24 protein-coding genes, 1 tRNA gene and 1 pseudogene are annotated in these 23,799 nt (G+C 64.2%); 11 read left to right on the forward strand and 15 right to left on the reverse strand.

The features are described 5' to 3' along the window. Positions 1 to 168 precede the first annotated feature (168 nt). Positions 169 to 1,590: a magnesium transporter gene (mgtE, locus tag ACVJ19_RS33575; protein WP_453953376.1), complete on the reverse strand. Its 1,422-nt coding sequence runs from the start codon at positions 1,588 to 1,590 to the stop codon at positions 169 to 171. 115 nt (positions 1,591 to 1,705) lie between these two features. Between mgtE and ACVJ19_RS33580 the strand changes: the two genes are divergently transcribed. Next, positions 1,706 to 2,479, forward strand: coding sequence for a polysaccharide deacetylase family protein (locus tag ACVJ19_RS33580; protein WP_453955263.1), 774 nt, complete (start codon positions 1,706 to 1,708; stop codon positions 2,477 to 2,479). A gap of 160 nt (positions 2,480 to 2,639) precedes the next feature. After that, a complete protein-coding gene (locus ACVJ19_RS33585) occupies positions 2,640 to 3,935 on the forward strand; it encodes a polysaccharide deacetylase family protein (RefSeq protein ID WP_453953377.1) in 1,296 nt (431 codons plus the stop codon). 4 nt (positions 3,936 to 3,939) lie between these two features. Here ACVJ19_RS33585 and ACVJ19_RS33590 read toward each other — a convergent pair whose 3' ends face one another. Beyond that, positions 3,940 to 4,314, reverse strand: coding sequence for a hypothetical protein (locus ACVJ19_RS33590; RefSeq protein ID WP_271584711.1), 375 nt, complete (start codon positions 4,312 to 4,314; stop codon positions 3,940 to 3,942). Between the two features lie 252 nt (positions 4,315 to 4,566). Between ACVJ19_RS33590 and ACVJ19_RS33595 the strand changes: the two genes are divergently transcribed. Beyond that, positions 4,567 to 4,824, forward strand: a complete 258-nt coding sequence (locus ACVJ19_RS33595) for a hypothetical protein (RefSeq protein ID WP_453953378.1) — start codon at positions 4,567 to 4,569, stop codon at positions 4,822 to 4,824. Between the two features lie 54 nt (positions 4,825 to 4,878). On the opposite strand, the gene ACVJ19_RS33600 is transcribed toward ACVJ19_RS33595, so the two are convergent. Next, positions 4,879 to 6,093 carry an ABC transporter substrate-binding protein gene (locus tag ACVJ19_RS33600; protein WP_453953379.1) on the reverse strand — a complete coding sequence of 405 codons (1,215 nt, stop codon included), beginning with the start codon at positions 6,091 to 6,093 and terminating at the stop codon, positions 4,879 to 4,881. A 100-nt stretch (positions 6,094 to 6,193) separates the two neighbouring features. Then, positions 6,194 to 6,880, reverse strand: a complete 687-nt coding sequence (locus tag ACVJ19_RS33605) for a DJ-1/PfpI family protein (RefSeq protein ID WP_453953380.1) — start codon at positions 6,878 to 6,880, stop codon at positions 6,194 to 6,196. A gap of 91 nt (positions 6,881 to 6,971) precedes the next feature. Between ACVJ19_RS33605 and ACVJ19_RS33610 the strand changes: the two genes are divergently transcribed. The 3 genes from ACVJ19_RS33610 (at position 6,972) to ACVJ19_RS33620 (ending at position 9,509) form a co-directional block, all read left to right on the forward strand. Further along, complete coding sequence (locus ACVJ19_RS33610) at positions 6,972 to 7,910, forward strand: GlxA family transcriptional regulator (protein WP_453953381.1); 939 nt, start codon at positions 6,972 to 6,974, stop codon at positions 7,908 to 7,910. Between the two features lie 202 nt (positions 7,911 to 8,112). Beyond that, positions 8,113 to 9,327: a zinc metallochaperone GTPase ZigA gene (gene zigA, locus ACVJ19_RS33615; RefSeq protein ID WP_453953382.1), complete on the forward strand. Its 1,215-nt coding sequence runs from the start codon at positions 8,113 to 8,115 to the stop codon at positions 9,325 to 9,327. Continuing rightward, on the forward strand, positions 9,324 to 9,509 hold the full coding sequence (locus ACVJ19_RS33620) for a hypothetical protein (protein WP_453953383.1): 186 nt from the start codon (positions 9,324 to 9,326) through the stop codon (positions 9,507 to 9,509). The genes zigA and ACVJ19_RS33620 overlap by 4 nt, the downstream gene beginning before the upstream one ends. A 103-nt stretch (positions 9,510 to 9,612) precedes the next feature. Here ACVJ19_RS33620 and ACVJ19_RS33625 read toward each other — a convergent pair whose 3' ends face one another. From ACVJ19_RS33625 to ACVJ19_RS33635, 3 genes and pseudogenes are all read right to left on the reverse strand, one after another. Continuing rightward, the gene (locus ACVJ19_RS33625; RefSeq protein WP_453953384.1) at positions 9,613 to 10,788 is read right to left on the reverse strand and encodes a lipase family protein; all 1,176 of its coding nucleotides are present in this window, start codon (positions 10,786 to 10,788) and stop codon (positions 9,613 to 9,615) included. Between the two features lie 853 nt (positions 10,789 to 11,641). Beyond that, positions 11,642 to 12,496, reverse strand: coding sequence for an MFS transporter (locus tag ACVJ19_RS33630; protein WP_456739483.1), 855 nt, complete (start codon positions 12,494 to 12,496; stop codon positions 11,642 to 11,644). Continuing rightward, positions 12,423 to 12,812 (reverse strand): annotated as a pseudogene (locus ACVJ19_RS33635) (MFS transporter); the annotation flags it as partial. The pseudogene ACVJ19_RS33635 and the gene ACVJ19_RS33630, both read right to left, overlap by 74 nt. 153 nt (positions 12,813 to 12,965) lie before the next feature. On the opposite strand from ACVJ19_RS33635, the gene ACVJ19_RS33640 reads away from it, so the two are divergent. Then, positions 12,966 to 13,850: a LysR family transcriptional regulator gene (locus ACVJ19_RS33640; RefSeq protein WP_453953386.1), complete on the forward strand. Its 885-nt coding sequence runs from the start codon at positions 12,966 to 12,968 to the stop codon at positions 13,848 to 13,850. Between the two features lie 478 nt (positions 13,851 to 14,328). On the opposite strand, the gene ACVJ19_RS33645 is transcribed toward ACVJ19_RS33640, so the two are convergent. Both ACVJ19_RS33645 and ACVJ19_RS33650 read right to left on the reverse strand, forming a co-directional pair. Next, positions 14,329 to 14,413 (reverse strand) — tRNA-Leu (locus tag ACVJ19_RS33645). A 164-nt stretch (positions 14,414 to 14,577) separates the two neighbouring features. Next, the gene (locus ACVJ19_RS33650; RefSeq protein WP_018647371.1) at positions 14,578 to 14,820 is read right to left on the reverse strand and encodes a FliM/FliN family flagellar motor switch protein; all 243 of its coding nucleotides are present in this window, start codon (positions 14,818 to 14,820) and stop codon (positions 14,578 to 14,580) included. Between the two features lie 80 nt (positions 14,821 to 14,900). Here ACVJ19_RS33650 and lipB point away from each other — a divergent pair, with 80 nt between their 5' ends. Continuing rightward, positions 14,901 to 15,650 (forward strand): lipoyl(octanoyl) transferase LipB, encoded by a 750-nt coding sequence (lipB, locus tag ACVJ19_RS33655; protein ID WP_453953387.1) that lies wholly within the window; start codon positions 14,901 to 14,903, stop codon positions 15,648 to 15,650. Between the two features lie 199 nt (positions 15,651 to 15,849). Then, entirely contained in the window at positions 15,850 to 16,563 is a 714-nt protein-coding gene (locus ACVJ19_RS33660) for a DNA helicase (RefSeq protein WP_453953388.1), read from the forward strand. A 44-nt stretch (positions 16,564 to 16,607) separates the two neighbouring features. On the opposite strand, the gene ACVJ19_RS33665 is transcribed toward ACVJ19_RS33660, so the two are convergent. After that, the gene (locus ACVJ19_RS33665; protein ID WP_453953389.1) at positions 16,608 to 17,030 is read right to left on the reverse strand and encodes a tautomerase family protein; all 423 of its coding nucleotides are present in this window, start codon (positions 17,028 to 17,030) and stop codon (positions 16,608 to 16,610) included. A gap of 113 nt (positions 17,031 to 17,143) precedes the next feature. Here ACVJ19_RS33665 and ACVJ19_RS33670 point away from each other — a divergent pair, with 113 nt between their 5' ends. Beyond that, entirely contained in the window at positions 17,144 to 17,998 is an 855-nt protein-coding gene (locus ACVJ19_RS33670) for a LysR family transcriptional regulator (RefSeq protein WP_453953390.1), read from the forward strand. A gap of 4 nt (positions 17,999 to 18,002) precedes the next feature. On the opposite strand, the gene ACVJ19_RS33675 is transcribed toward ACVJ19_RS33670, so the two are convergent. From ACVJ19_RS33675 to ACVJ19_RS33685, 3 genes are read right to left on the reverse strand one after another with little or no spacing between them, the layout of a single operon-like run. Continuing rightward, positions 18,003 to 19,439, reverse strand: coding sequence for a TIGR01777 family oxidoreductase (locus ACVJ19_RS33675; protein ID WP_453953391.1), 1,437 nt, complete (start codon positions 19,437 to 19,439; stop codon positions 18,003 to 18,005). Continuing rightward, positions 19,436 to 20,101 (reverse strand): DUF4166 domain-containing protein, encoded by a 666-nt coding sequence (locus tag ACVJ19_RS33680; protein ID WP_453953392.1) that lies wholly within the window; start codon positions 20,099 to 20,101, stop codon positions 19,436 to 19,438. Before ACVJ19_RS33680 ends, ACVJ19_RS33675 begins: the two co-directional genes overlap by 4 nt. Positions 20,102 to 20,118: 17 nt before the next feature. Beyond that, complete coding sequence (locus tag ACVJ19_RS33685; RefSeq protein WP_453953393.1) at positions 20,119 to 20,676, reverse strand: GbsR/MarR family transcriptional regulator; 558 nt, start codon at positions 20,674 to 20,676, stop codon at positions 20,119 to 20,121. Between the two features lie 155 nt (positions 20,677 to 20,831). Here ACVJ19_RS33685 and ACVJ19_RS33690 point away from each other — a divergent pair, with 155 nt between their 5' ends. Beyond that, complete coding sequence (locus ACVJ19_RS33690) at positions 20,832 to 22,352, forward strand: ATP-binding protein (protein WP_453953394.1); 1,521 nt, start codon at positions 20,832 to 20,834, stop codon at positions 22,350 to 22,352. A gap of 159 nt (positions 22,353 to 22,511) precedes the next feature. Here ACVJ19_RS33690 and ACVJ19_RS33695 read toward each other — a convergent pair whose 3' ends face one another. Both ACVJ19_RS33695 and ACVJ19_RS33700 read right to left on the reverse strand, forming a co-directional pair. After that, on the reverse strand, positions 22,512 to 22,811 hold the full coding sequence (locus tag ACVJ19_RS33695; RefSeq protein WP_453953395.1) for an acylphosphatase: 300 nt from the start codon (positions 22,809 to 22,811) through the stop codon (positions 22,512 to 22,514). After that, on the reverse strand, positions 22,808 to 23,674 hold the full coding sequence (locus ACVJ19_RS33700; RefSeq protein WP_453953396.1) for an isocitrate lyase/PEP mutase family protein: 867 nt from the start codon (positions 23,672 to 23,674) through the stop codon (positions 22,808 to 22,810). Before ACVJ19_RS33700 ends, ACVJ19_RS33695 begins: the two co-directional genes overlap by 4 nt. Positions 23,675 to 23,799 lie beyond the last annotated feature (125 nt).

The following is a 23,799-nucleotide window of genomic DNA, read 5'->3' on the forward strand; positions in this document are numbered from 1 at the left end:
GGACGCAGCGCAGCGGCCCCGGCGATGCGAAGCATCGTCCGGTGCGGTGCGCTGCAGAGCCGGGGCCCAAGTTGCCGCAGCGTACCGTGCCGCCTTCTGGGTCCCGGTTCTGCGCAGCAACGCCAAAAGCGTTGCTGCGCGCCCGGGACACGAGAGCAAAGACGCCCCCTACTTCAACCCGAACCAGAGCGTCGCAATCCCGAGGAAGGAGAAGAAGCCGACGACATCCGTCACCGTGGTGACGAAGGTGCCGGAGGCCACCGCCGGGTCGGCCCTGACGCGTTCGAGCGCCATCGGGATCAGGATGCCGCCGAGCGCGCCGGCGACGAGGTTGCAGATGATGGCGAGCCCGATGACGATGCCAAGGCCCGGGATCTTGAACCAGGCGACCGCGGCGATGCCCGTGATCACGGCAAAGGCGAGCCCGTTGACGAGGCCGACCAGCGTCTCGCGCAACACCACACGCCAGGCGTTGGAGGAGCCGAGCTCGCGGGTGGCGAGCGCCCGCACCGCGACCGTCATGGTCTGGGTCGCGGCATTGCCACCCTGGCTTGCCACGATCGGCGCCAGCACCGCGAGCGCCACCATCTTCTCGAGCTGGCCCTCGAACAGTCCGAGCACGGAGGACGCCAGGAACGCGGTGGCGAGGTTCACCAGCAGCCAGTTGAAACGGCCGCGCGCGATGGTGAGGAACGTGTCCGACAGCTCTTCGTCGCTGGTGACGCCGCCGAGCGCCTTGAGGTCCTCGTCGGCCTCCTCCTCGATGACGTCGACGACGTCGTCGACGGTGATGACGCCGACGAGGCGATCCTGGGTGTCGAGCACCGGGGCTGCGACGAGATTGTACTTGCCGAACATGCGCGCAACCTCCTCCTGGTCCTCCAGGACGGAGACGCGGCGGCGGTCCTCGTCGGTCAATTCGGTGAGCGGCACCGGGCGGCGCGCGCGCAACAGCACGTCGAGGGGGACGGCGCCCTGCCAGTGCTGGTCCTTGTCGACGACGTAGATCTCGTAGAAGCGGTCGGGCAGATCCGGCGTCTCGCGCATGTAGTCGATCGCCTGCCCGACGGTGAAATCCTGAGGCACGGCGATGAACTCGGTCTGCATGCGGCGGCCGGCGGAATTTTCCGGATACAGCAGGCTGCGCTCGAGCGCGACGCGCTCCTGCAAGGGCAGCTTCTCGAGGATCTCCTCCTGCTCGTCCTCGTCGAGAGTCTCCAGCAGCTCGACCGCATCGTCGGATTCGAGCTCGCGGACGCCTTCGGCGACCGTCTCCGGCGGCAGCTCCTCGAGGATCTCCTCGCGCACGGTCTCGTCGACCTCGTTCAGCGCCGAGAAGTCGAAGTCGCGCCCGGTGAGCTCGACCAGGCGGACGCGGTCGTCGGGCTCGAGAGCGCCGATCAGGTCGCCGAGGTCGGCCTCGTGCAGTTCGGCCACGCAGGCGCGCAGCGCGGCGCTGTCGCCGGCCTCGATCGCACGGGCAATTTCTTCGACGAATTCATGACGAATTTCGCCGTCTTCATTGCGCATCGGTACGTGGTCGAGTACCGAATCCGCGGCGGATGGGGCACCGTCCATATGTTCATCCATGGCGCGCCTCGCCGTTTGACAGGTTGGAACGAGTGGTCTGAGCTGACGCTCAGGCAATACCCACAAGGCAACTGCAAGCGCAATGGCAAAGATGCTTCGGCTGAAATGGACATCGATGTCGGCGGGCGCGGTCCTTGCGGCCTTCACCGGCATGGCCTCGACGGATGCTGCCGAGTGCCCGCGCAAGGATGCGCTCGGCACGTCGCGGATCCTGAGCGTCGACGCCAAGACCACGCCGCGCGTCGGCTTGAAGAGCTTTCCGCAGACGCTGGCGCTGGCCGATCACGAGGTGGTGCTGACCTTCGACGACGGCCCGCATCCGCCGACGACGTCGAAGGTGCTGGCGGCGCTGGCGCAGGAATGCGTGCGCGCGACCTTCTTCCTGATCGGCCTGCACGCCTCGCAGCATCCCGAGATGGTCAAGCGCATCGCGCGCGAAGGCCACACCATCGGCCATCACACCTTCTCACATCCGTTCATGGCGCGCATCCCGATCGACAAGGCTAGGAGCGAGATCGACCGCGGCATCGCCGCCGACGAGATGGCGCTGCACGGGGTCTCGACGACGACACCATCGACGCCGTTTTTCCGCTTCCCCTATTTCGAGGCGACGCAGGCCGAGCTCGATCTACTGCAATCGCGCGGCATCGTCGTGTTCGGGGCCGACCTCTGGGCCAGCGACTGGAACGAGATGACGCCGGAGCAGGAATTGAAGCTCGTCACCGAGCGCCTGGCGGCGAGCCGCAAGGGTATCATCCTCTTCCATGATCCCAAGGCGCGCACGGCGGCGATCATGCCGGCCTTCCTGCGGTATCTGAAGGACAACGGGTTTCGCGTGGTTCACGTGGTCCCGCCGGGAACGTCACAGAAAAGCGCCGATGCGCGCTGATGCCGGAATGTCACGGCGGCGCAAAATGGGGTGATTTTGGCCCTATTAACACTCTGTTCATGCTACGGCGTGCAAAGATGGAAGGGTCTGGCGGCTGAACCGTTTCCAGGCGTCTCCGACCTACTATGGCGGCAATCGCGTATGAGGGCAGACGGGATTCATGATCGGAAGTAGCGTTGTGGTTCGGACGCGCTCGTGGATCGTCCTCTGTCTCAGCGGACTCCTTGGTTTGCTGACCGTGGGCGCACCGGCGGCCTATGCGGCCGACTGCCCCGGCCATCCGGACGCGCTCGGGACGTCCCGCACCCTCGTGGTGGACCCGCGCGAGCATCCACGCATCGGCACCATGCAGTACCGCGAGACGCTGCCCCTGAAGGACCATGAGGTCGTTCTGACCTTCGACGATGGTCCCTTGCCGAAATATTCCAACCAGGTCCTCAAGATGCTCGACGACGAGTGCATCAAGGCGACCTTCTTCATCATCGGCCAGCAGGCCAAGGCGAACCCGGAAGGCGTGCGCAAGCTGGTGGCGGCGGGGCACACCGTCGGCACCCACAGCATGAGCCATCCGCTGACGTTCGACCGGATGCCGGTCGAGAAATACGAGCCCGAGATCAACGGCGGCATCGAGTGGACCTCGGCCGCGATGACCGATCCGTCCAAGCTCTCGCCGTTCTTCCGCATTCCCGGCCTGATGCGCGCCGAAGGCGTCGAGAACTATCTGATCTCGCGCGGCATCCAGGTCTGGAGCGCCGACTTCCCGGCCGACGACTGGCGGCACGTGTCGTCCGATCGCGTCTATCAGCTCGCGATGCAGCGGCTGGAGGCCAAGGGCAAGGGCATTTTGCTGCTGCACGACATCCAGGCGCGAACGGTTGCGGCGCTGCCGAAGATCATCCGCGACCTCAAGGCGCGCGGCTATCGCATCGTGCATGTGGTGCCGGCAACCGCGGACCGACCGGCGACGCCGACCACGCCGGTGGAATGGCTGCTGCATCCGCCGACCGAGACGACGCCGATCGCGCGCTGGCCGGCCGTTCCGAATTTCGTGTTCACCGAGACCCGGACGCAGCCGGCGCCCGCGCTGGCCGATCTCAATGTGCAGACCGAGCACCAACCGCTGCTGCCGCGCCGGACCAAGGGGCAGGTGGATCTCGCATCCACCCTGCCCGTGCCCGGCCGCGACCTGTTCGCGATTCCGGAAGGCTCGGTCGAGGTGCTGCTGTCCACGACGCTGTCGCGGCGCGCCGCGACGCGGCTGGCCATGGCGGCGGAGACGCCCCGCGCGGGCAAGGGCAAGAGTGCAAATGCCAAGGCCGGCAAGACGCACGCTCCCCGGACCGCGCATGCTGCGCCGACGGCCCCCAAGCATGCCGCGCAGGCCAAGAACACTACAGCCAAGAACACGGCGCCCCGCCCGACCCGCGTCGCGACGAGCGTGAAGAAGCGCGCTTGAGCGGCTATTGCCGCATGATCGCGGCGACGCAGAGCAGCACGATCAGCGCAAGGAAGAACAGGTCCATATAGGACTTGAGCTCGCCGTCGCGGCGCAGCCGGGCCACGTCGGTCACGATCTGCTTGCGCGCGTTGGTTCCGCCCGAGCCGTCGTTGATCGGGGCCTGAAGACGCTTCGTCTCGGCCTCCAGCTTCTCGATCTTCTGGAAGAAGTAGAACGCACGCAGCGTCGAGGCGGCGCGCATGCCGGCATAGACCAGCACCAGGATCGCGAGGATCGCCCGGTTCGGATATTTCTCCATGAAGTTCAGGCTGAAATAGACCACCGCCAGGAACGCGAAATTGGTGACGAAGCGGTAGACGAAGCTGAGAAAAACCATGCTGGCTTGAGCCTTGAGGGTGCGGGGTCAGGGGAGCCAGACCGGAATTGCCGGCCGGATCCCTGCAGACGCCCGTCTACGCCAAGATTGTTTCAACAAAGATACCACACCCCAGCAATTTGCCGCCTTTTGGCCACTCGCTGTCATAATGCAAGGGCGCGCCTGCCGGGCGCGGCCGTCCGCGACGGCTCAATGGCGATTTGGCGGAAGTCGCGTTAGACTGGTCAGCGCCGCCATATCTGAGGTCTGCCGATGCCGAAGAAGGGAATCACGGGCCACGACGAATGGGTTCTGACCGAGGCCCTCGCGACCGCGCTGGTCGCGCTGGAGCAGCTCGCGCCGAAGCACCAGCCGACCGCGCATATGGACGACATCCGCAAGATGCTTTCGAACGGCAAGGAGCCGGCGGCGGTGAGCCTGCATCTCGCCCAGGCCAAATGCCGCCTGTTTCCGGAAGTCGATCCGCTGGAGATCTACAAGGAATACGGGATTGGCGAGGAATACGGCTGAACGGCTGCCGTCTCCCGATCCAACCCAGGTTCCCTCACCGGCCTTCGGCCGCCGCTAGTTTCCGGACAGCTTGAGCAGCGGGCATTCGCTTTGGCTCAGAGGAAGATAGGCATCTTCGGCGGGAATCTTCTCGACGACCTTGTAGTAGTCCCAGGGGGTTTTGACGTCCGCGGGCTGCTTGACCTCGACCAGATAGAAATCGTGCACGAGCTTGTTGTCGACGCGTAGCCGTGCCCCGCGGGCGTAGAAGTCGTTGACGGGCATTGCGCGCATCTTCTCCAGCACGGCGTTCGTCTCGTCCGTTCCGGCAGCAGCCGCGCCCTTCAGATATTGCAGCACAGCGGAGTAGACGGCGGCCTGCGGCGCGGTCGGCATCGCCTTGTGCAGCTTGAAGAACCGCTCGGCGAAGGCGCGCGTCTCCTCGTTGAGATTCCAGTACCAGGCCGTGACCGTGGTCAGCCTCTTCGCCGTTTCGACCCCCATGGCGTGCACGTCAGTCAGGAACATCAGCTCGGCGACCGGCTTCTGCGGTCCCGCATTCATTCCAAACTCGTTCCATTGCTTCATCGAGGTCACGAGCTGCTCGCCGGCATTGGCGAAAGCGACGACCTTGGCCTTCGAGGCCTGAGCCTGGAGCAGGAACGAGCTGTAGTCGGCATTTCCAAGCGGATGAAACACCGCACCGAGCGACTTGGCGCCCGTCGCTGCGAGCACGCGCTGGGACACCTCCACCATGTTGCGTCCGAACGCATAGTCGGCCGCGATGAAGAACCAGCTGTCATAGCCTTGCGACACCAGCCTGCGAACCGATCCCGCCACCAGATTGTAGTTGTCGTGCAGCCACATCAGCCCGGTGCGCGAACATTGCTTGCCGCCAATGTCGGTGGTCCCGACCGCCGAATAGATGACGATCCTGTTCTTGTCGCGTGCGATCGACTGGATCGCGAGTGCCACCGCGGAGTTGCCGACATCGGCCACCATGTCGACGCCGTCCACGTCGAACCATTTGCGGACGATTTGGGCGCCGATATCCGGCTTGTTCTGATGGTCGGCAACGACGATGTCGACCTTGAGCCCCGGTGAGACCTTGTGGAAATCCTCGACGGCCAGCTTCGCGGCGACGACCGAGCCGGGTCCGGCGAGGTCCGACAACGGTCCGGCCTGATCATTGACGATGCCGATCCTGACCACCCCGCCGGAGAACTCGGCGGCCGCGCTTGGCGCGATCAGCGCGACCGATCCCAGTGCCACGGTAAGAACAAAGCTCAACCGACCAAGCCGCCTGTGCCACGACCGCACCCCTCCAACACGACAAGACGCCATTGCCCCCTCCGTTTAGCATCGCAGCGCATGTCGGCGATGACCCGCGCTATCCCCGTTGACCCACGGCCTTCCTGACGAACTCCAGCCGCCGCGCCTGCGACGGCGCCACGCGCTCCTTCATCGCCGCGACGATCGCAGCGGGCGCCGTATCCGGCGAGCCGGCCTCGAACGGTGGCGCGGGATTGTATTCCATGCGGAGCTGGATCATCTCGGCGGCGACGCGGCCTCGAAGCATCGAGACCAGCGTGAGCGCGAAATCGATTCCCGCCGTGATGCCGCCGCCTGTGATGCGATTGCGATCGATGCACACTCGCTCCCGCGACACCGTGGCGCCGAAGAACGGCAAAGCTTCGACGGCCGTCCAGTGCGTCGCCGCGCGATATCCCTGTAACAGGCCGGCAGCGCCGAGCACCAGCGAGCCGGTGCAGACCGACGTGACGTAATTGGCGCCCCTCTCCTGCTCGCGCAGAAACGCGAGGACCTCCTCGTCGAGCATCAGCTCGTCGGTGCCGTAGCCGCCGGGAACGCAGATCACGTCGAGCTGCGGGCAATCGGCGAAGGTGACGGTCGGCGTCAGCAAGATCACGGAATCGCTCGGCACGGGCTCGATGCGTTTCCAGATCAGATGCACGTTCACATCAGGCAGGCTGGAGAAGACCTGCGCGGGACCGGTGAGATCGAGCTGGGTGACGCGGGGAAAAACCAGAAGACCGATCTGCAACGGACCCGACATGACCAACCTCGACATCGCGCTTGACGGTTGCAGCCTGCCATGTTGGCCTTGAGGGCGGAAACGGCGTAATTCCCTCATTTTTGGACGCGTCATGATCGGCTCCCTGATCTTTCCCGAATTCCAGTTGCTGGACGCGGCCGGCCCGATCTCGGTCTTCGAGATCGCAAGACGTCACGTGCCGCATGCGCCGCACGTCATCACGGTCGCGACCAAGGCCGGCGCGGTGCGCAGCTCGTCGGGCACCGAGATGTTTGCACGCAGCTTGCGCGCGGCAAGCTCTGTCACGACGCTGCTCGTTGCAGGCGGCGAAGGCGTAGAAGCAGCTACGCGCTGCAAGACGACGATCGCCTTCATTCAGAGACTGGCGAAGCGCGGCGTGCGCATGGCCAGTGTTTGCAACGGCGCCTACCTTCTCGCCGAGGCCGGACTCCTGGATGGCCGCTGCGCGACCACGCACTGGTCCTGTACACGCGACTTCACCGGACGCTATCCCAATGTCAGGCTCGAGCCGGACCAGATCTTCATCCGGGACGATCGCGTGTGGACCTCGGCGGGCATCACCGCTGGAATCGATCTCGCGCTCGCGATGATCGCCGAGGACCACGGCGAACAGATCTCGCAGGCGGCCGCACGGCAGCTGGTGCTCTATCAGCGCCGCGGCGGCGGGCAATCGCAGTTCTCGACCTTGCTCGAACTTAAGACTCCGAACGGCCGTTTCGCCAACCTGCTGTCGTGGGTGCGGGAGAATCTGGACGCGCAGCTCACCGTCGATGCGCTAGCCGAACGCGCGGGATTGAGTGCGCGGCATTTCGTGCGCTCCTTCATCGCCGAAACCGGCTCCACGCCAACCAAGGCCGTCGAGCGATTACGGGTCGAGGTCGCGCGCGAGCGCGTGCAGTCCTCGGGCGAAGCGATCGAGCGCGTCGCACTGTCAACGGGGTTCCGCGATCCCGAACGAATGCGCCGGGCCTTCATCCGCGCCTTCGGCCAACCGCCGCAGTCCCTGCGGCGCTCGGCGCGGAGTGCTTGAGGACGAGTGGAGGCCAGCGACCAGCCTCCGGGCGGCCTTGCCGGGCAGACATCCAGATATCCGCGTGAATTTGAGCTGAGCCGCCAAACGACTTGACGCCGGCGCCGACAATGAATGTAATGTTATAACATTACATACCCGGTCCCAATGCCCAGTCCCCCACGTCGTCGCGCTATCCCCTTGAAAAGGCTCTTCGATCTCCATGCCCAAACTCCCCGTCACCGTCTTGTCCGGCTTCCTCGGGGCTGGAAAGACCACTTTGCTGAACCACGTCCTGAACAACCGCCACGGCCTGAAGGTCGCAGTGATCGTCAACGACATGAGCGAGGTGAACATCGATGCGGACCTGGTCCGCGATGGCGGTGCGAACCTGTCCCGGACTGACGAGAAGCTCGTCGAGATGACCAACGGCTGCATCTGCTGCACGCTGCGCGACGACCTCCTGAAAGAGGTGCGCACTCTCGCCGAGAACGGCCGCTTCGATTATCTCCTGATCGAATCCACCGGCATCTCTGAGCCGCTGCCGGTTGCGGCAACCTTCGATTTTCGCACCGAAAACGGCGAAAGCCTCTCCGACGTGGCGCGTCTCGACACCATGGTCACCGTGGTCGACGCCGTGAACCTGCTCAAAGACTATTCGTCGACGGATTTTCTCGAGCAGCGCGGCGAAGCGCTGGCGAACGACAAACGCACGCTGGTCGATCTCCTCGTCGAGCAGATCGAATTTGCCGACGTGATCGTTCTCAACAAGATCGATGACGCCTCGCCGGCACAACGCGAAGCAGCGCGAAAGATCATCCGCGCGCTCAATCCGGAAGCAGACCTGATCGAAGCCAACCACAGCCGGGTGGCCTTCGACCGCATTCTCGACACCGGCCGGTTCGACTTCGAGAAGGCGCAAGCGCATCCGCTCTGGTTCAAGGAGCTCTACGGCTTTGCCGATCACGTGCCGGAGACGGAGGAATACGGCGTGACGAGTTTCGTCTATCGCGCGCGCCGGCCGTTCGATCCTGAAACGTTCGACAAGTTCGTCAGGGAGCCCTGGCCCGGCGTCATTCGCGCCAAGGGTCATTTCTGGCTGGCGACGCGTCCGCAATGGCTCGGCGAGATCAGCCAGGCCGGTTCAATCACGCGCACGGAGGCGCTTGGTTTCTGGTGGGCGAGCGTGCCCGCCGAACGATGGCCAGATGACCCGTCCTGGCGCAAGCAGCTGCGCGCGAACTGGAACGACATCTATGGCGATCGCCGTCAGGAAATCGTGTTCATCGGCGCGGGCATGGACGAGAGCGCGCTGCGCGCGCGCCTGGACGCCTGCCTCGTCCCGGGCAAGCCGGCCATGAACGTCACGGAATGGGCGAAGCTCGCAGACCCCTTCCCGGTCTGGCGCCGCGCGAACGAAGCCGCGGACCACAAATGACGAACGTCGTCCGATTCGTTCCGAAATCCGAGCTCGAGCGGCAGCGCCTCATCCGCGAGGCGCGCGCGATCTACGACAGCATCTTCCCGCCGGTGACTGTGTGCGGCGGGCAAGCGGATGAGCGCTCGGATCAACGGGCGCCGCGCGATGCGGTGGCCGAAATCCACCCCAAACAACGATAGAGATGAAGATGGTGCGCTTCGGAGCGACAAACGGTGCGTCGCCAGCGCCGGCCTGGTCGCATGGGAGTCCTACTTCCCTCTCGTCCCGGCTGTCATTCCCGGCTCAGCCGCCATACTGCTGCTTCATGTATTTCAGGTAGTTGCCGAGGTGGTGCTGCCAGAAATAGTCCAGCTTCTGGCATCCCGGCGTCCCATCGGTCGGGTTGCCGCCCGGGTTGGCGAATAGCGGCAGCAGCGAGCCGACGTCAGCATAGTTCAGCGAGGCCTGAAGCTGGTCGAGGATCTGCTGAATCATATCCGAGATCGTCGATCCGGTGATCGGTGCGGCGGTTGCCGCGCCGAGATCGGCGGCGTTCAAATGGATCGTCTCGGATGTCAGTCTCCGAGAAAGACTCTCGACCCGCTGCTTGAGCCGCCTCACCGCATCGTCGCGAACGCGATTGACCGCGCTCTCACCGTCAGCGACCACGCTGCCGAGCGCGATCATTGCCTCAGGATTGAGACTGCCGCCGAACCCACGCAGCGGATTTGGCGTGTTGAGGTCTGATATCCACTCCAGGGCAAACGGCGCCTGCGGCACCCAGTCCTGCGTCGACGTCACGGCCCAACCGTATCCGTCGACGGCGGCAAGCCGCGCGTAATCGTATGCGTAATGGTCGTTGCCGGCCTTGGCAGGTGCGAAGATATAGGTCTTATAGGCCGGCCCCTTGAAAACAAGCGTCGAGTGCCGGACCAGCGAGGTCAGCAGCGTGGCGATCGAGGCACCCTGGCTGTGCCCGGTGATGTAGACATCGTTGCCCTGCTCCGCCAGCAGCCCCAAGGTCACGAACAATGGGCGATCGGTGGTGAACAGCATGAGCAGCAAACTCAGAGCGAAGCCCGAATGGACACCGGCCTTCACCGCACTGTCACCCTCATCGCGGGCGAGGTAGAACGGCAACGAGATCGAACCGAGCTTCACGTCAAAGCGCGCGTTGATCAGGGGGAACAGCAAGTCGGCCAACACGCTGGCTGCACTTGCGACTGTGCCGCGCACTGCGATCGCATATTGGGTGGTGTCATTCTGGTTCTGCCAGACCTGCCAGTAGTTATCCAATAGCGTGGCACTCGTCGGGGTGAGGTCCTTGCGGATCGCCCAATTTGAGCTTGGATCGGGCACGGAGGGCACGCCGCAGGTTGCCACCGCTTCGGTCAGCGATGGCGTGCCGGCGTAGGCATGCTGCGCCATCTCGAGCAGAAGTTGCGCCTCCGCGAATTGGAATCCCGACTTGAGCGTCATGCTGCCCTCCTTGCAAAGGTGCTCGACTTCAGCCGCCCGCGTTCGGACCCGGAAGCCAGCGACCGATATTTCGCATCCATCGGAGTTCATCAATTATAGGGTGTAGTATCATAGAAACGCAATATGAAGGTGTCGATCGGCCAGCCTTCGCGATCAAATCTGGGCATCGAGCCGGAACTGCGCGCGTCCATCATTCGAAATCCGGCAGCACGTCGATCGCGGCGATCGACTATTTCAATCCCGATTGGGCGTCCGAAAGCGACTTCGACGAAATCGATTGGGGACCGCCGCCGCGCCAGGCTGCCGTGGCCAATCTCGGCACAAATCAGATTGGTTGAGTCGCTTCGCCCAGCGGCATCTTTCGTCCGATGCCACCACTTTCGTGATCAGATCATTGATTTCATCTGCGAGGGCATTTCGGCAGAAACAGGCCCCTACGCCGGCTAAAGCGGCGCGATCCGCCTATGGTGCGCTCGGAGGGCGGAGAAGATCTTAGCAACTTCAATAACTTGCCAAGATGGGCAACAGAAAAGGTGCATTTCGCGCCTATATCTTCTTTTCAAGCCCAGCGCCGAGCTGAACTAAGTCGGGCGCGCCTGGCTGGCGCGGCGCTTCTGTAAGTAACCTGCTCGGCGAGAGACATCGTCTCCGTGCCTCTCCGCGCTTGGCTCATCATGCGCTCTCCTTCTCCATCTGATCCGCATTGGTCGTCACGAGAGCGGTCGCCGCGTCTATGATCTTCCGGGCGTTCGACGACATGACCTGTCTCCGATTGATCAACCTACTGAAGGCTCAAAACTGGCCCACGAATCATTGGTGCGCTGCGACCTCGCCTGGCACAGAGCTGTTGAGACTAAAGGCTTCTGCGCGCCTCGAGCCAGCGGGGGATTATCGCGATCGCGGCAACAATCGAGAAGGCAAGGATGGCTGTTGCCAATACCGGCCTCCCGGTTCCGAAACAGGCGCTCACCCCCAGCGCGGCCAGCGACGCGCTTCCGATCTGGAAGAACCCCACAAGCCCGGACGCGGTGGCTGCATGTTTTGGTTCGCTGGCAATAGCGCCCGAGACAGCCAATGACAGCGACGAGCCGTTCGACAGGCTAACCAGAAACATCGGTGCGACAATGGTGGCGGCGCTCATGACTGGCGAGGCCAAAGTCAACACGAAGGTGAGACCACCGAGACAAAAAAAGCATACACCACCGGTAACGATGCCATCGTAGGACAGGTGCTCGATCAGCCGCTTCGAGACGAAATTGGCCAGAATAATCCCGCAAGTAAGCGGCAGATAAAGCCACCCACTGACTGTTTCCGGCAAGCCGAGGCGCTCGAAAAGAAAGGGGGACTGGGTCAGGTACACGAACCAGGCGCAGTAGATCGTGCAGACCACGAGGGCGTAACGAATAAACGCGCCGTTGCGCAACACAGCGGTAAATCCAGCTAAAAAAGCGCCATCATGGTGATGTTCCGGACGTGTTTCGTTGAGCAGCGTCAAGGTCAGACACAGCGCGATGGCACCAAATACGGCGACAAAGAGAAAATCGGCCCGCCAGCCGAATGCGGTCGCAAGGTAGCCGCCAATGGCGGGAGCGAGCGCGGGCGACAACGACACCAGGCGGATAGACCACGCTATATACTTTTGCGGAGGTCTTCTTGTCGCATGTGTCGGCGATGACGGCACGCCCAATGACCAAACCCGAAGCCGCACCGACAGCTTCGACCATGCGCCAGCCTAGGAAACTCGTGAAGCCAACGGCCAAGGCGCAACCGATCGATCCAGCGATGTAAAGAAGAATGCCCGCGATGAGTACGGGCTTGCGACCCCACCGATCCGATAACGGACCATAAAAGAGCTGCGCCGCCGCGAGCGCCATCAGATAGACCGACACCGTCTCCGGCATCTGCCAGCCCGCAACCCCTAGTTGCCGCGCCATCACGGGCATTGCGGACAAATAGACGTCCGAGGCGAGGAGGCCGAAAGCGCTCAGCGCCGCGACGACAAGAACCAGTGTGGGTCGGGGCATGATTAGCTCCTGCACTCGGACGCGGTTGAATTGCGCCGAAATTGACGGACCGCGGTCCGCCGCCGGCAGAGCGGATTGCTAAAGAGGATTGCGGCGTGCGAAAATGCATAGAAACGCAGGAACTAGCTGCAAAATCGCATTCAGTCGGTAGACATGAACTGGGACGATGTTCGAATTTTTCTTGCGATTTATCGCGCTGGCACGCTGGTCGGGGCCGGGTCGGCGCTGGGCGTCGACCAGACCACGGTAGGACGACGTCTAGCTGCGCTCGAGAAGCGCCTGGGCTCAACACTCTTCTTGCGCACCAATGCGGGCTATGTACTGACGGCAAGTGGTGAGGAAGCCTTGCAAGCGGGCGAGGCAATGGAGCGCCTTGCGGTCTCTTTCGAACACCGCAGCGCGGGATCGGATGCGCGCGTGGCGGGCGATGTCCGGGTCACAACCACGGACTCTCTCGCGATAGACTTCGTCATTCCCGCGATCGATCGGGTCCGCATCGACCACCCGGATATCAGGGTCATTCTCACGACGACGACGAAGCTCCTCGATCTCGGTCGAAGGGAAGCGGATATCGCTGTCCGCACCCTGCGCCCGGCACATTCGGATCTGATCGTGCGCAGACTGGCCGAGTGGGAGGTTGGCCTCTACGCATCCCGAAAATATCTCGACGCACGTGGTAGACCTCGACGAGGCTCGGCGTTCGCCGGCCACGATCTGGCGATCTATCAGCCCGGCGTCACGAACAGGCAGGGCGCGACGCTGGCAGGCGAGTCCATCGCGCAAGGGAAGATCGTCGCAGAATTGGATTCCAGCCTGATGCTAGCGAGCGTTATCCGGGCGGGGCTGGCTTTAGGGGAATTACCAACCTATCACGCCAAGCGCGATCCGGATCTTGTTCGGATCTGGCCTATGCGCAGGCGAGCGGCACCCTACGAAGTGTGGCTTGTGCTGCATGCTGATCTCGCACGCACGGCTCGCGTGCGCGTCGTTGTCGACGCGATTGCCGCGATGTTCAAGCAGGTGCTAAGCAGAAAGTAGCGGCGGTCTCGTAGCTTGGCCTCTGATGGTCGACTGCCATGCCAACAAACGCGTATGGCGTTAGTGCGCAAAACCGTATGTCTCCATGGTGAGAGCACACCGACTTCGACATGGCTCGCAGGCCTAAAATCCCGCAGCAAGTACGGTCCATGCAAGCGTCAGACTGTGCAGGGACCGCCGATGTCTTGGACCCTTTGGGGACCGCGCAGCGCTAGACTGACGAATGAGAGTACGGGCCCGCCGATTTCTACGCTGGGCTACGCCACGACCCTCTCGTGAGTAGATGATGGTTTTCCTTCGCGGGGAGTTGATTCAAATAAGGATGCGACGACCACAAGAGCAAGGGCGGGACCAAGACGCGCGAGATCAAGAGGGAAGATTTGGACGAAATGGAACAACGTATTAACGCAGACTGTGGGTAACAACGCAGGAGTGAAGTATCGCGAAAACACTTTTCGTATCAATGGCTTATAGCCATTGGTGCGCTCGGAGGGACTCGAACCCCCACGGTGTTACCCACTGCCACCTCAAGGCAGCGCGTCTACCAGTTCCGCCACGAGCGCTAGGAGATGCCGGCCTGAGGTCGTTCGGGTGGCCGGATCAGCGGCCGCCGATCTAACAAATCCATCAGGGGGATACAAGCCTGCAAAGGCCCTGAATTCCACAAGCTTGGCAGGAAAAACGCCGCCCTCCCCAGGAGATCGGCCGCTCCCGCGTGCCCCGGGACCTACCGGGTCCCCGGCGAGCGCGGCAGCATCTGCTTGACCTCGACCGCGATCCGGTTGCGGTCGACCAGCACCACGCCGGAGGCGACCGGCAGATTATTGGCCAACACCTTGACCTCGTCGGCCTCGGTTGCGTCCAGCTCGATGATGGCGCCGCGGGAAAGGCGTAATACTTGATGGATCGGCATCGTGGTCGTCCCGAGGACGACCATGAGATCCACGGTGACTTTATCGAGAGTGGGCACTGTCAGGACCGCCGCAACTTGGGACTTACGCCAAAGGGCTTGGCATTTGCTCCTGATCATCACCACGTTATGGTTAGCCAATGGTTAATTCGTCCCAAAACCCCCGCCAAGAACAGCGCCAAGACCTCGATTTGACGTCGTTTTCCGCCTCGGGCGGCGAGCCCGTCGAATGGCGAATCTCGGACGCTCCGGTGCCCTATCCTGAGGCGGTGGCCGCCATGGAGGCGCGTGTCGCGGCGATCGCCGCGGGCGAGGCGCCGGAGCTGGTCTGGCTGCTCGAGCACCCCCCGCTCTACACCTCGGGCACCTCCGGCAAGGACTCAGACCTGCTCGATGCCCGATTCCCGACCTTCGCCACCGGGCGCGGCGGCCAGCTCACCTATCACGGGCCGGGCCAGCGGGTGGCCTATGTCATGCTCGACCTCAAGCGCCGCCGGCCGGACGTGCGGGCCTATGTCGCGAGCCTGGAGGAGCTGATCCTGCGCACGCTCGCTGCCTTCAACGTCCGCGGCGAGCGGCGCGAGGACCGGGTCGGCGTCTGGGTGAAGCGGCCCGACAAGGGGCCCGAGCATGAGGACAAGATCGCCGCGATCGGCGTCCGGCTGAAACGCTGGGTGTCGTTCCACGGCATCGCCATCAATGTCGAGCCGGAGCTGTCGCATTTCGCCGGCATCGTGCCCTGCGGCGTCGCCGACCCCCGCTACGGCGTCACCTCGCTGGTTGATCTCGGCCAGCTCGTGACCATGGCCGATGTCGATGTCGCGCTGCGACAGGCCTTCGAGGAGCTGTTCGGGCCGACCCGCGCGCTGCTGCCGGAAGCAGCCGCCTAATACTTTTTCTGTTTGAGCTGACCACGCCCGCTCTCCGCCCGTCGCGGAATCGGCTACGCTCCATTCCGGTGCCGCCCACGCCTCCCCCCTCCGCCGGGAAAGCAGACTTCATGCCGGGCGAGTTGATCATCGGCCGACTGTTCGAGCGCCAGGCATAAGGAGGGGTTGCGATCCATGCTCGCAATAGGAGGTTTTGACGATGAAGCTATCTGCGCCCATCTACCATCTGAAGCGCAAGGCCAAGCGCCTGTCGCGCGAAGCCAGCATTCCGCTCCACGACGCGCTTGACCGCGTCGCTGCGACGGAAGGGTTTTCCGCCTGGAGCATGCTCGCGGCGAAAGCAGCCGCACTGACGCCGGCAAGCAAGCTGTTCCCACAATTCCGGCCGGGCGATTTGGTGCTGGTCGGGGCGCGTCCCGGCCAGGGCAAGACGCTGATGAGCCTCGAACTCGCCGTCGAAGCCATGAAGTCGGGCCATCGTGCCGCATTCTTCTCGCTGGAATATACTGAGCGAGACGTCCTGGATCGCCTTCGCGCGATCGGCGCGGACCCCGCGCAATTCGCCGACATGTTCGAGGTCGATTGCTCCGACGCGATCAGCGCCGATTATGTCGTCAAGCAGATGGCCGCTTCTCCCCGCGGCACATTCGTGGTGATCGACTATCTGCAACTGCTCGACCAAAGGCGGGAAAACCCCGATTTGACCGTTCAGGTGCGCGCGCTGAAATCATTCGCGCGCGACAAGGGGCTGATCGTCGTCTTCATCTCGCAGATCGATCGGTCCTATGATCCCGCAGTCAAGCCCTGCCCCGACCTCAGCGATGTCCGCTTGCCGAACCCGCTGGACCTGAAGCTGTTCGACAAGACGTGCTTCATCAACAAAGCCGAAGTGCAGTTCCGCGCAGCGAGCTGAGGGTAAGGCCGCGGGTGAGATTTGCTCACCCGCGGCATTCGGCATCACGCCGCCTTCAGCGCAACCTCGAGCTTGCCGGCGATGTAGCGGCGCTCCTGGGTCAGGCCGCCAAAGCCGTAGGCGTCACCCTTTACCTCGTCGACATGCAGGTAGGTCTCGGGATGCAGCGGACCCAGGATCCCGGCCATGCGCTTGAACATGGCGGCGAGATAGGCTGCCTTCTCGTCCTTGGTGTTGGTGCCCTCGGTGACGTGGATGTCGATCCAGTAGCTCGCGAGCTTCTGCTCGGCGAGCGACTTGCCGCCGGCGAACCAGTCGCCGGCATCGACGGACTTCACGATGATCGCGGTCACCTTTGGGTCCTTGTGAAGTATCTCGGCGGTGAGCTCGGACACCGTATTCGCGATGTCAGCCTTCAGCGAGGGCGACTGGCGGGAAGAGCTGTAGGACACGGTGATCAGGGGCATAGTCGTTCTCCTCGATATGCTGCGCATGTCTTGCGCGGCGTTGGTGGGAAACTAGACCTCCGGCCGTCATTTTGGTATCTTATCTCTGTTGATACCAGTGATAATGATCCCTAATGACAACCACACTCGACATCGCCACCGTCCAGGCCTTCCTTCTGGTCGCCGACCTCCAGAGCTTCACCCGTGCCGCCGAAGCGCTCGGCACGACGCAGGCGGCGGTCAGCCTGAAGCTGCAGCGGCTGGAGACATTACTGGGAAAACGCCTCGTCGAACGCTCGCCGCGCGCGGTCCGGCTCACCGCCGACGGCGCGGCCTTCCTCGATCGCGCCCGCGCGCTGATGGAGGCGCATGATCGCGCGCTATCGAGCGAAGCTTCAGCCGCGCAGTCGCTCTCGCTCGGCATCTCCGATCACGCGGCCGGCCCCGAGCTGGTGCCGCTGCTCGAACGGCTGCACGCGATGTCGTCAAACCTCACCCTCGCCGTCAGCATCGGCTTCTCGCGCGAGATGCAGGACGCCTATGACGCGGGTGAGCTGGATGCGGTGATCGTCCGCCAGGAAGGCAGCCGCCGCGGCGGTGAGAAGCTCGCCGAGGACGAGTTTGGCTGGTTCGCCTCACGACGCTTCGCCCTGCCGAAAGGCGAGCCGCTGCCGCTTGCGACCCTCGCCCCGCCCTGCGGCGTCCGCGCCATCGCCGTGCGCGCGCTCGACAAGGCCGGCCTCGCCTGGCGCGAACGCTTCGTCGGCGGCGGCGTCACGGCGGTGGTCGCAGCAGCCCTTGCCGGACTTGCGATTGCGCCGCTGGCGCGACGGATTGCGCCTCCCGGCCTGATCGACATCGGTCCTGCGCACAAGCTGCCGAAGCTCGGCAGCTCGAAGGTGATGCTGCATTCGAAGGTCAGCGATCCCGCCAAGCTGGCGGCGCTGCGCGCGGTGGCGGCGACGTTTCGGAGCGTAGCCACCACCTGAAGTCTCACAAGATCGCCTCGAATGCGCTGCGCAGCGTCTCGTGACGGAACACGAAGCCGCGGCTGAGCGCCTTGTTCGGCAGCACGCGCTGGCCGCCGAGCAGGAGTTCGTCGGCAAAGCCGCCGCCGATCCGGCGCAGGAGGCCACCGGGAATGCGGAACACCGCGGGCCGGTGCAAACGGCGGCCGAGCTCTTCGGTGAACTTTGCATTGGTGACCGGGATCGGCGCGGTGGCGTTGACTGGGCCTGAGAGATCGGGCGTTGCCATCACATAGGCGATCAGCCGGATCAGGTCGTCGCGCTCGATCCAGGACATCCATTGCCGGCCGGTGCCAAGCGGGCCGCCGAGGCCGAACTCGAACGGCGTCAGCATGCGCGTGATGAAGCCGCCTTCGGTGCCGAGCACGAGGCCGATGCGCAAATAGACCACGCGCACGCCGAGCTCTTCCGCCGGCCGCGCCGCCTTTTCCCAGGCCGCGCACAGCTCGTGGCTGAAGCAGGCGTGCGACTTCGCCGACTCCGTCAGCACCTGGTCGGCCCACAATCCGTACCAGCCGATCGCGGAGCCGCTGACCAGCACCTCGGGCTTGCGCTCGAGCCGCGCGATCAGTTCGACGACCTCGCCGGTCATGTCGATGCGCGAACTGATGATCTTCGCGCGCTTTGCCTCGGTCCAAAGACCGTTTCCGATTGGCTCGCCGGCGAGATTGACGATGGCATCGATCTTCGTGTCCGCGGCGAGCTGATCGAGACTCGTGATCAGCGTCACCGGCGGCGGCAGCATCTCGGCCTTCGCGGGATTGCGGATCAGCGCGATGACGTGGTGCCCTGCCCCGCCGAGGCTCGCGGCGAGCCGGCTGCCGATGAAGCCGGTGGCACCTGATATCAGCACGGTCTTGCGGTCGGGCAGCTTTTCGACAAGGCCGGCCGCCGGCACACTTCGCATGCGGCCGAGCCGGCGCATCGCCGCAAAATCCCTGACACCGCAGAGCGCCGCGCCGACCGCACAGGCGGTTGCGGCGATGCTGAGCAGGCCCTGATACACAACGGTCACGCCAAAGGGCTGCATCGCCCAGGCGATCAGCACGGGCAGCAGCAGCACCAGGATGGCGCCGTAGTTGATCGCGAGCAGCGTGTGATTGATGCGTTCGCTCGGCGGCAGTTTCCGGCTGAGATCCTCCTCGACGAAATCGATCAGCGTGATGACGATCTCAGCGACCAGGATGGCAACGATCAAGAGCGCCAGCACACCATAAACCTCGAGCCAGCCAAGCAGCAGGAACAGCAGCGCATAGAGCATGTTGCGGATGCCGTGCAGCTTCAATTCGAAACGCTGCGACGGACGCCAGGCCAGTCGCTCGGTGAATTCGTGATGATAGAAGGTGTCGAACACGCCCATCACGATCTGGATGGCGATGAGGGTCCACAATAGCGGCGTCATGATACGGCCTCCCTGAACAATGCGGACTGGTGGATCAGCGCGCCATAACGCGGGTGAGTGACATCGAGGGTGAAACGGAAGGCGCCCTCGCCGAGGTCGCTGTGCGTCACCGTGAGATCGCCCGGCGTGAGCCATTGCGGCAGTGGGACCCACAGCCGTCCGAGCTGCAGGCCGTAACCGGCGCTGCGGAAGGTCAGCGCCTGTCCCTCGACCGCGATGCGCAGCGCCATCGAGACGCCGAAGCCGACATACTCTTCGAGCCCGGTCGGACCGGCGAAGCGTTTTGCAGAATGGATCACCTGCGGAAAGCCGCGCTTGCGCGCACAGATGCGCGTCCAGGTCTGCCCGCCGGTGGCGCCGTCCTCGGTGACCGTCACGATCATGGGCACGCCGGTGTCGCGGCCGGTCGGCAGCGGCCCGCCGATCAGGCGCGCGGCTTGCGCGAACCACCAGCCGGTGTCGCTGAAGGCGACCTCGTCGACCACGCCGACATAGACCACGCTGTCGCCGTCGGCGACGCGCTTGGAAAAGCGCCGCCAGGTCGCGAGCGGCAGCCGGCCCCAATCCTCGTCCGGCAACAGCGCACGGAAGCGGCGATCGTCGAGCAGTCTGGTGTGAGCGGAGGGAGATGCGCCTAAGCCTGGTAATCGAGCCGACGTCATCGCACCCTCCTTGAGAACTATTTGGCCTTGCCCAGCGGCAGCAGGTTGGCGATCTTCTCGCCAAGCCGCATCAAGGCGACCAGCCGCGGCCGCGGCACCTTCAGCATCTGCATGAACCAGTGGTCGGCGAGCTCGGTGAAGGCGAGCATCTCCTTCAGCCGTTTGCTCGCGACCGGATTGATGGCCGGATCATCAGTGGCATCGGACACGCAGGCCCTGAGCGCCGCGATGGCCGGATCGAGCTCCCGCTCCTTGCGCCGCGCTGCGATCCGGGCGGCGACCTCCCAGATGTCGGTCTCGGCCTCGAAATGATCGCGGCGGTCGCCGAGGATCGGCACCCGCCGGATCAGGTTCCAGGCGAGCAGCTCCTTGAGCGAATTGGAGACGTTGGAGCGCGCCATGCCGAGCGTGTCGGCGATGTCCTCGGCCGTCATCGGCGCCTCGGACAGATAGAGCAGCCCGTGGATCTGGCTGACCGAGCGATTGACGCCCCACCCGTCGCCCATGTCGCCCCAATGCAGGATGAAGCGCTCGACGGCGGCGGGGAGTTTCCTCTTTCCGGTTATTTCTGTCATGACAGAAATATCTGACGAATGCGATTGCGTGTCAAGGGCGTTTGCCCTGGCCGCCCTCGTGCATACCGGCTGCGGCATTTGCCTAAAAAGTTCCCAGAGCGCCGGAACCAAAACGCCGGCCTGAGCGTTTGCTCCCGTCGAGGCGGGGTCTAGGAATGGTAAAAAGATTCAGTCAGCAGAGGGACTTGTTCGAAAGCGAGCGCAGTTTCCGGCTGCTGGTTGAAGGAGTCGCTGACTACGCCCTCTACATGCTCGATCCCAGCGGCATCATCACCAGCTGGAACATCGGCGGCGAGCGCATCAAGGGCTACCCGCCCGAGGAAATCCTCGGCCAGCATTTCTCCCGCTTCTACACCGAGGCTGACCGTGCCAGCGGCAAACCCGCGCGAGCGCTCGGCATCGCGCGAGAAAAGGGCCGCTATGAGGAAGAAGGCTGGCGCGTTCGCAAGGACGGGACGTTCTTCTGGGCGAGCGTGGTGATCGATCCGATCTACGAGGACGGCACGCTGGTCGGCTTCGCCAAGATCACGCGCGACATCACCGAACGCCGCAACGCCCAGCTCAGGCTCGAGGCGATGCAGAAGCAGCTCGCCGAATCCCAGAAGTTCGATGCGCTCGGCCAGCTCACCGGCGGCGTCGCCCATGACTTCAACAACCTCCTGATGATCATCAGCGGCAGCCTCCATGTCTTGAAGAAGGGGGCCGTCGACGAGGCCAGGCTTCAGCGCGCGATCTCCGCGATCGAGACTGCGACCAGGCGCGGCGCCGCGCTGACCAACCAGCTCCTCACCTTCGCGCGGCGACAGAGCGTCAACCCGCAGGCGATCGATCTCGCCGAACGCATCGCGGCGATCCGCGCGGTGCTCGACGCCGGTCTCGGCAGCTCCGTGCGCCTCACCTTCGACATCGACCCCAAGGTCTGGCCGGTCAGGACCGACGTCTCGGAGCTCGAGACCGCGCTGCTCAATCTCGTCATCAATGCCCGTGATGCGATGCCCGACGGCGGCACGGTGACGATCAGCGCCCGCAACGTGGTGCTGGACGAGACCCCGCTCGCCGGCGAGTTCGTGGCGATCGACGTCGCCGACACCGGGCTCGGCATTCCCGCCGACGTCGTCGACAAGATCTTCGAGCCGTTCTTCACCACCAAGCCGATCGGCAAGGGCACCGGTCTCGGCCTCTCCCAGGTGCACGGCTTCGCTCATCAGGCCGGCGGCACGGTGAGGGTCGCAAGCGAGCTCGGCAAGGGCACGATCTTCACCATCCTGCTGCCGCGCGGCACGGATGCGCCGGCACGCGACACCGCGGAGGCGATGCCGTTCCGCGGCAGCGGAACGGTGCTGCTGGTCGAGGACAATCCCGAGGTCGCGCTCGTCAGCATCGGGCTTCTGGAGCAGCTCGGCTACCAGGTGCGCCGGGTCGCCGACGCCGAAGCGGCATTGCGCGAGATCGAGAGCAACGGCGTCGACTTCGTATTCTCGGACATCGTGATGCCCGGCAAGATGGACGGCCTCACCCTCGCCCATCGCCTGCGTCAGCTCCGCCCCGGCCTGCCGATCCTGCTCGCCACCGGCTACAGTGAGGTCGCCGCCGACGTGCGCGGCGACTTCCCGATCCTGCGCAAGCCGTATGAGATCCACGAGCTCAGCGAAGCGATCGCGAAATTGCCGAGGTGACTCTTAACCTCCCCCGCTTGCGGGGAGAGGTCGAATTCGGGTGAAGGGGTACAGGTACTTCGACTATTTCGCATGCGGAAAGAGGCCCCTCACCCCAACCCTCTCCCCGTAAGAACGGGGCGAGGGAGCGCACTGCCGCTGCGGAGCGAGGCGTGGCTCTCAAACCGTCGGCAACACCGAGAATGCTTCCCCTGCCCTGCGCAGATTCAGCTCATCCGCACTCGCCGTCTCGCTGGTGACGCTGTCCACGCGCGACGACGGCGGGCCGTGGCGGCACAATGCGACCATGTCGGCGACGTGGTTCGGCGCGCCCGCAAACAGCGCTTCGACGCTGCCGTCGCGGCGGTTGCGGACCCAGCCTTCGAGACTGCTCGCGGTCGCCTGGTATTCGACCCAAGCGCGATAGCCGACGCCTTGCACGCGGCCGCGGATCATGACCTGGAGGATCGCCCGGCTCATGTCTTCAGCCCGAGAATATCGGCGCTGCGCGCCTTCGTCTCGGCCTCGCGCGTGACCCGGCCCATCAGCTCGGCGGAGGCCAGGCCCTTGAGGGCCTTCGGCAGCGTGCCTTCGCGGAGCGCCTTCTGCGTGTCGTAGACGGCCTGCGTCGCCGCCGCGATCGGCGCATGGCCCTGGAGCGCGATGCGCACGCGTTGGCTGGCGAGATAGTCGAGCGTGTTCAGTTCCTCCGGCGCGCCGCCGAGCACGATCGGCAGGCGCGTCGCGGATGCGACCGCTTCCAGTTCGGCGCGCGACTTGATGCCGGTGAAGAACAGCGCGTCGACGCCGGTGGCCTCATAGGCCCTGGCACGGCGGACCGCATCCTCGATCGAGGTGATCGAGGCAGCACCCGTGCGGCCCATGATGACCAGCGACGGATCGCTGCGGCCGCTGAGCGCCGCCTTCATCTTGCCGACGCCCTCCTCCAGCGAGATCAGCTGCGTCTTTGCTTCACCGAAGGCGGCGGGCAGCAGCGTGTCCTCGATGGTGAGGCCGGCGGCACCTGATGTCTCCAGCTCCTGCACCGTGCGGCGCACGTTGAGCGCAGTGCCGTAGCCGTGATCGGCATCGACCAGCACGGGCAGTGTGGAAGCACGCGACATTCGCCGCATCTGTTCGCAAAGCTCGGTGAGCGTGATCAGGGTGATATCGGGATCGCCGAGCACGGCGAGCGAAGCCACCGAGCCGCCGAACATGCCGAGGGGAAAGCCGAAATCCTCGGCGATCCGGATCGAGATCGCGTCATAGACCGAGCCGGGATGGACGCACGTTGCGCCCGACAGGACGGAGCGCAGTGTCTCGCGGCGGGAACGGAAGGCCATGGTTGCTGTCTCGGTCGGTGCGAACACACTCTATCGTCGTCCTGGCGAAAGCCAGGACCCATTACCCCAACTGTACATTGTCGCAGTAGGTGATGGCTACGATCTCCGTCAACGACTGCTCCCTG

The organism is Bradyrhizobium sp. USDA 376, from assembly GCF_054063675.1.

Excerpts from the sequence above, each read along its gene's own strand:
- ACVJ19_RS33675 (WP_453953391.1), bottom strand. The coding sequence starts at position 19,439 with ATGACGCCGCTATTGTGGACCCTCATCGCCATCCAGATCGTGATGGGC.
- ACVJ19_RS33685 (WP_453953393.1), bottom strand. The coding sequence starts at position 20,676 with ATGACAGAAATAACCGGAAAGAGGAAACTCCCCGCCGCCGTCGAGCGC.
- ACVJ19_RS33605 (WP_453953380.1), bottom strand. The coding sequence starts at position 6,880 with ATGTCGGGTCCGTTGCAGATCGGTCTTCTGGTTTTTCCCCGCGTCACC.
- ACVJ19_RS33590 (WP_271584711.1), bottom strand. The coding sequence starts at position 4,314 with ATGGTTTTTCTCAGCTTCGTCTACCGCTTCGTCACCAATTTCGCGTTC.
- zigA (WP_453953382.1), top strand. The coding sequence starts at position 8,113 with ATGCCCAAACTCCCCGTCACCGTCTTGTCCGGCTTCCTCGGGGCTGGA.
- ACVJ19_RS33695 (WP_453953395.1), bottom strand. The coding sequence starts at position 22,811 with ATGAGCCGGGCGATCCTCCAGGTCATGATCCGCGGCCGCGTGCAAGGC.
- ACVJ19_RS33640 (WP_453953386.1), top strand. The coding sequence starts at position 12,966 with ATGAACTGGGACGATGTTCGAATTTTTCTTGCGATTTATCGCGCTGGC.
- ACVJ19_RS33670 (WP_453953390.1), top strand. The coding sequence starts at position 17,144 with ATGACAACCACACTCGACATCGCCACCGTCCAGGCCTTCCTTCTGGTC.
- ACVJ19_RS33665 (WP_453953389.1), bottom strand. The coding sequence starts at position 17,030 with ATGCCCCTGATCACCGTGTCCTACAGCTCTTCCCGCCAGTCGCCCTCG.
- ACVJ19_RS33610 (WP_453953381.1), top strand. The coding sequence starts at position 6,972 with ATGATCGGCTCCCTGATCTTTCCCGAATTCCAGTTGCTGGACGCGGCC.
- ACVJ19_RS33595 (WP_453953378.1), top strand. The coding sequence starts at position 4,567 with ATGCCGAAGAAGGGAATCACGGGCCACGACGAATGGGTTCTGACCGAG.
- ACVJ19_RS33620 (WP_453953383.1), top strand. The coding sequence starts at position 9,324 with ATGACGAACGTCGTCCGATTCGTTCCGAAATCCGAGCTCGAGCGGCAG.
- ACVJ19_RS33625 (WP_453953384.1), bottom strand. The coding sequence starts at position 10,788 with ATGACGCTCAAGTCGGGATTCCAATTCGCGGAGGCGCAACTTCTGCTC.
- ACVJ19_RS33690 (WP_453953394.1), top strand. The coding sequence starts at position 20,832 with ATGGTAAAAAGATTCAGTCAGCAGAGGGACTTGTTCGAAAGCGAGCGC.
- ACVJ19_RS33585 (WP_453953377.1), top strand. The coding sequence starts at position 2,640 with ATGATCGGAAGTAGCGTTGTGGTTCGGACGCGCTCGTGGATCGTCCTC.
- mgtE (WP_453953376.1), bottom strand. The coding sequence starts at position 1,590 with ATGGATGAACATATGGACGGTGCCCCATCCGCCGCGGATTCGGTACTC.
- ACVJ19_RS33580 (WP_453955263.1), top strand. The coding sequence starts at position 1,706 with ATGTCGGCGGGCGCGGTCCTTGCGGCCTTCACCGGCATGGCCTCGACG.
- lipB (WP_453953387.1), top strand. The coding sequence starts at position 14,901 with ATGGTTAATTCGTCCCAAAACCCCCGCCAAGAACAGCGCCAAGACCTC.
- ACVJ19_RS33680 (WP_453953392.1), bottom strand. The coding sequence starts at position 20,101 with ATGACGTCGGCTCGATTACCAGGCTTAGGCGCATCTCCCTCCGCTCAC.
- ACVJ19_RS33700 (WP_453953396.1), bottom strand. The coding sequence starts at position 23,674 with ATGGCCTTCCGTTCCCGCCGCGAGACACTGCGCTCCGTCCTGTCGGGC.
- ACVJ19_RS33660 (WP_453953388.1), top strand. The coding sequence starts at position 15,850 with ATGAAGCTATCTGCGCCCATCTACCATCTGAAGCGCAAGGCCAAGCGC.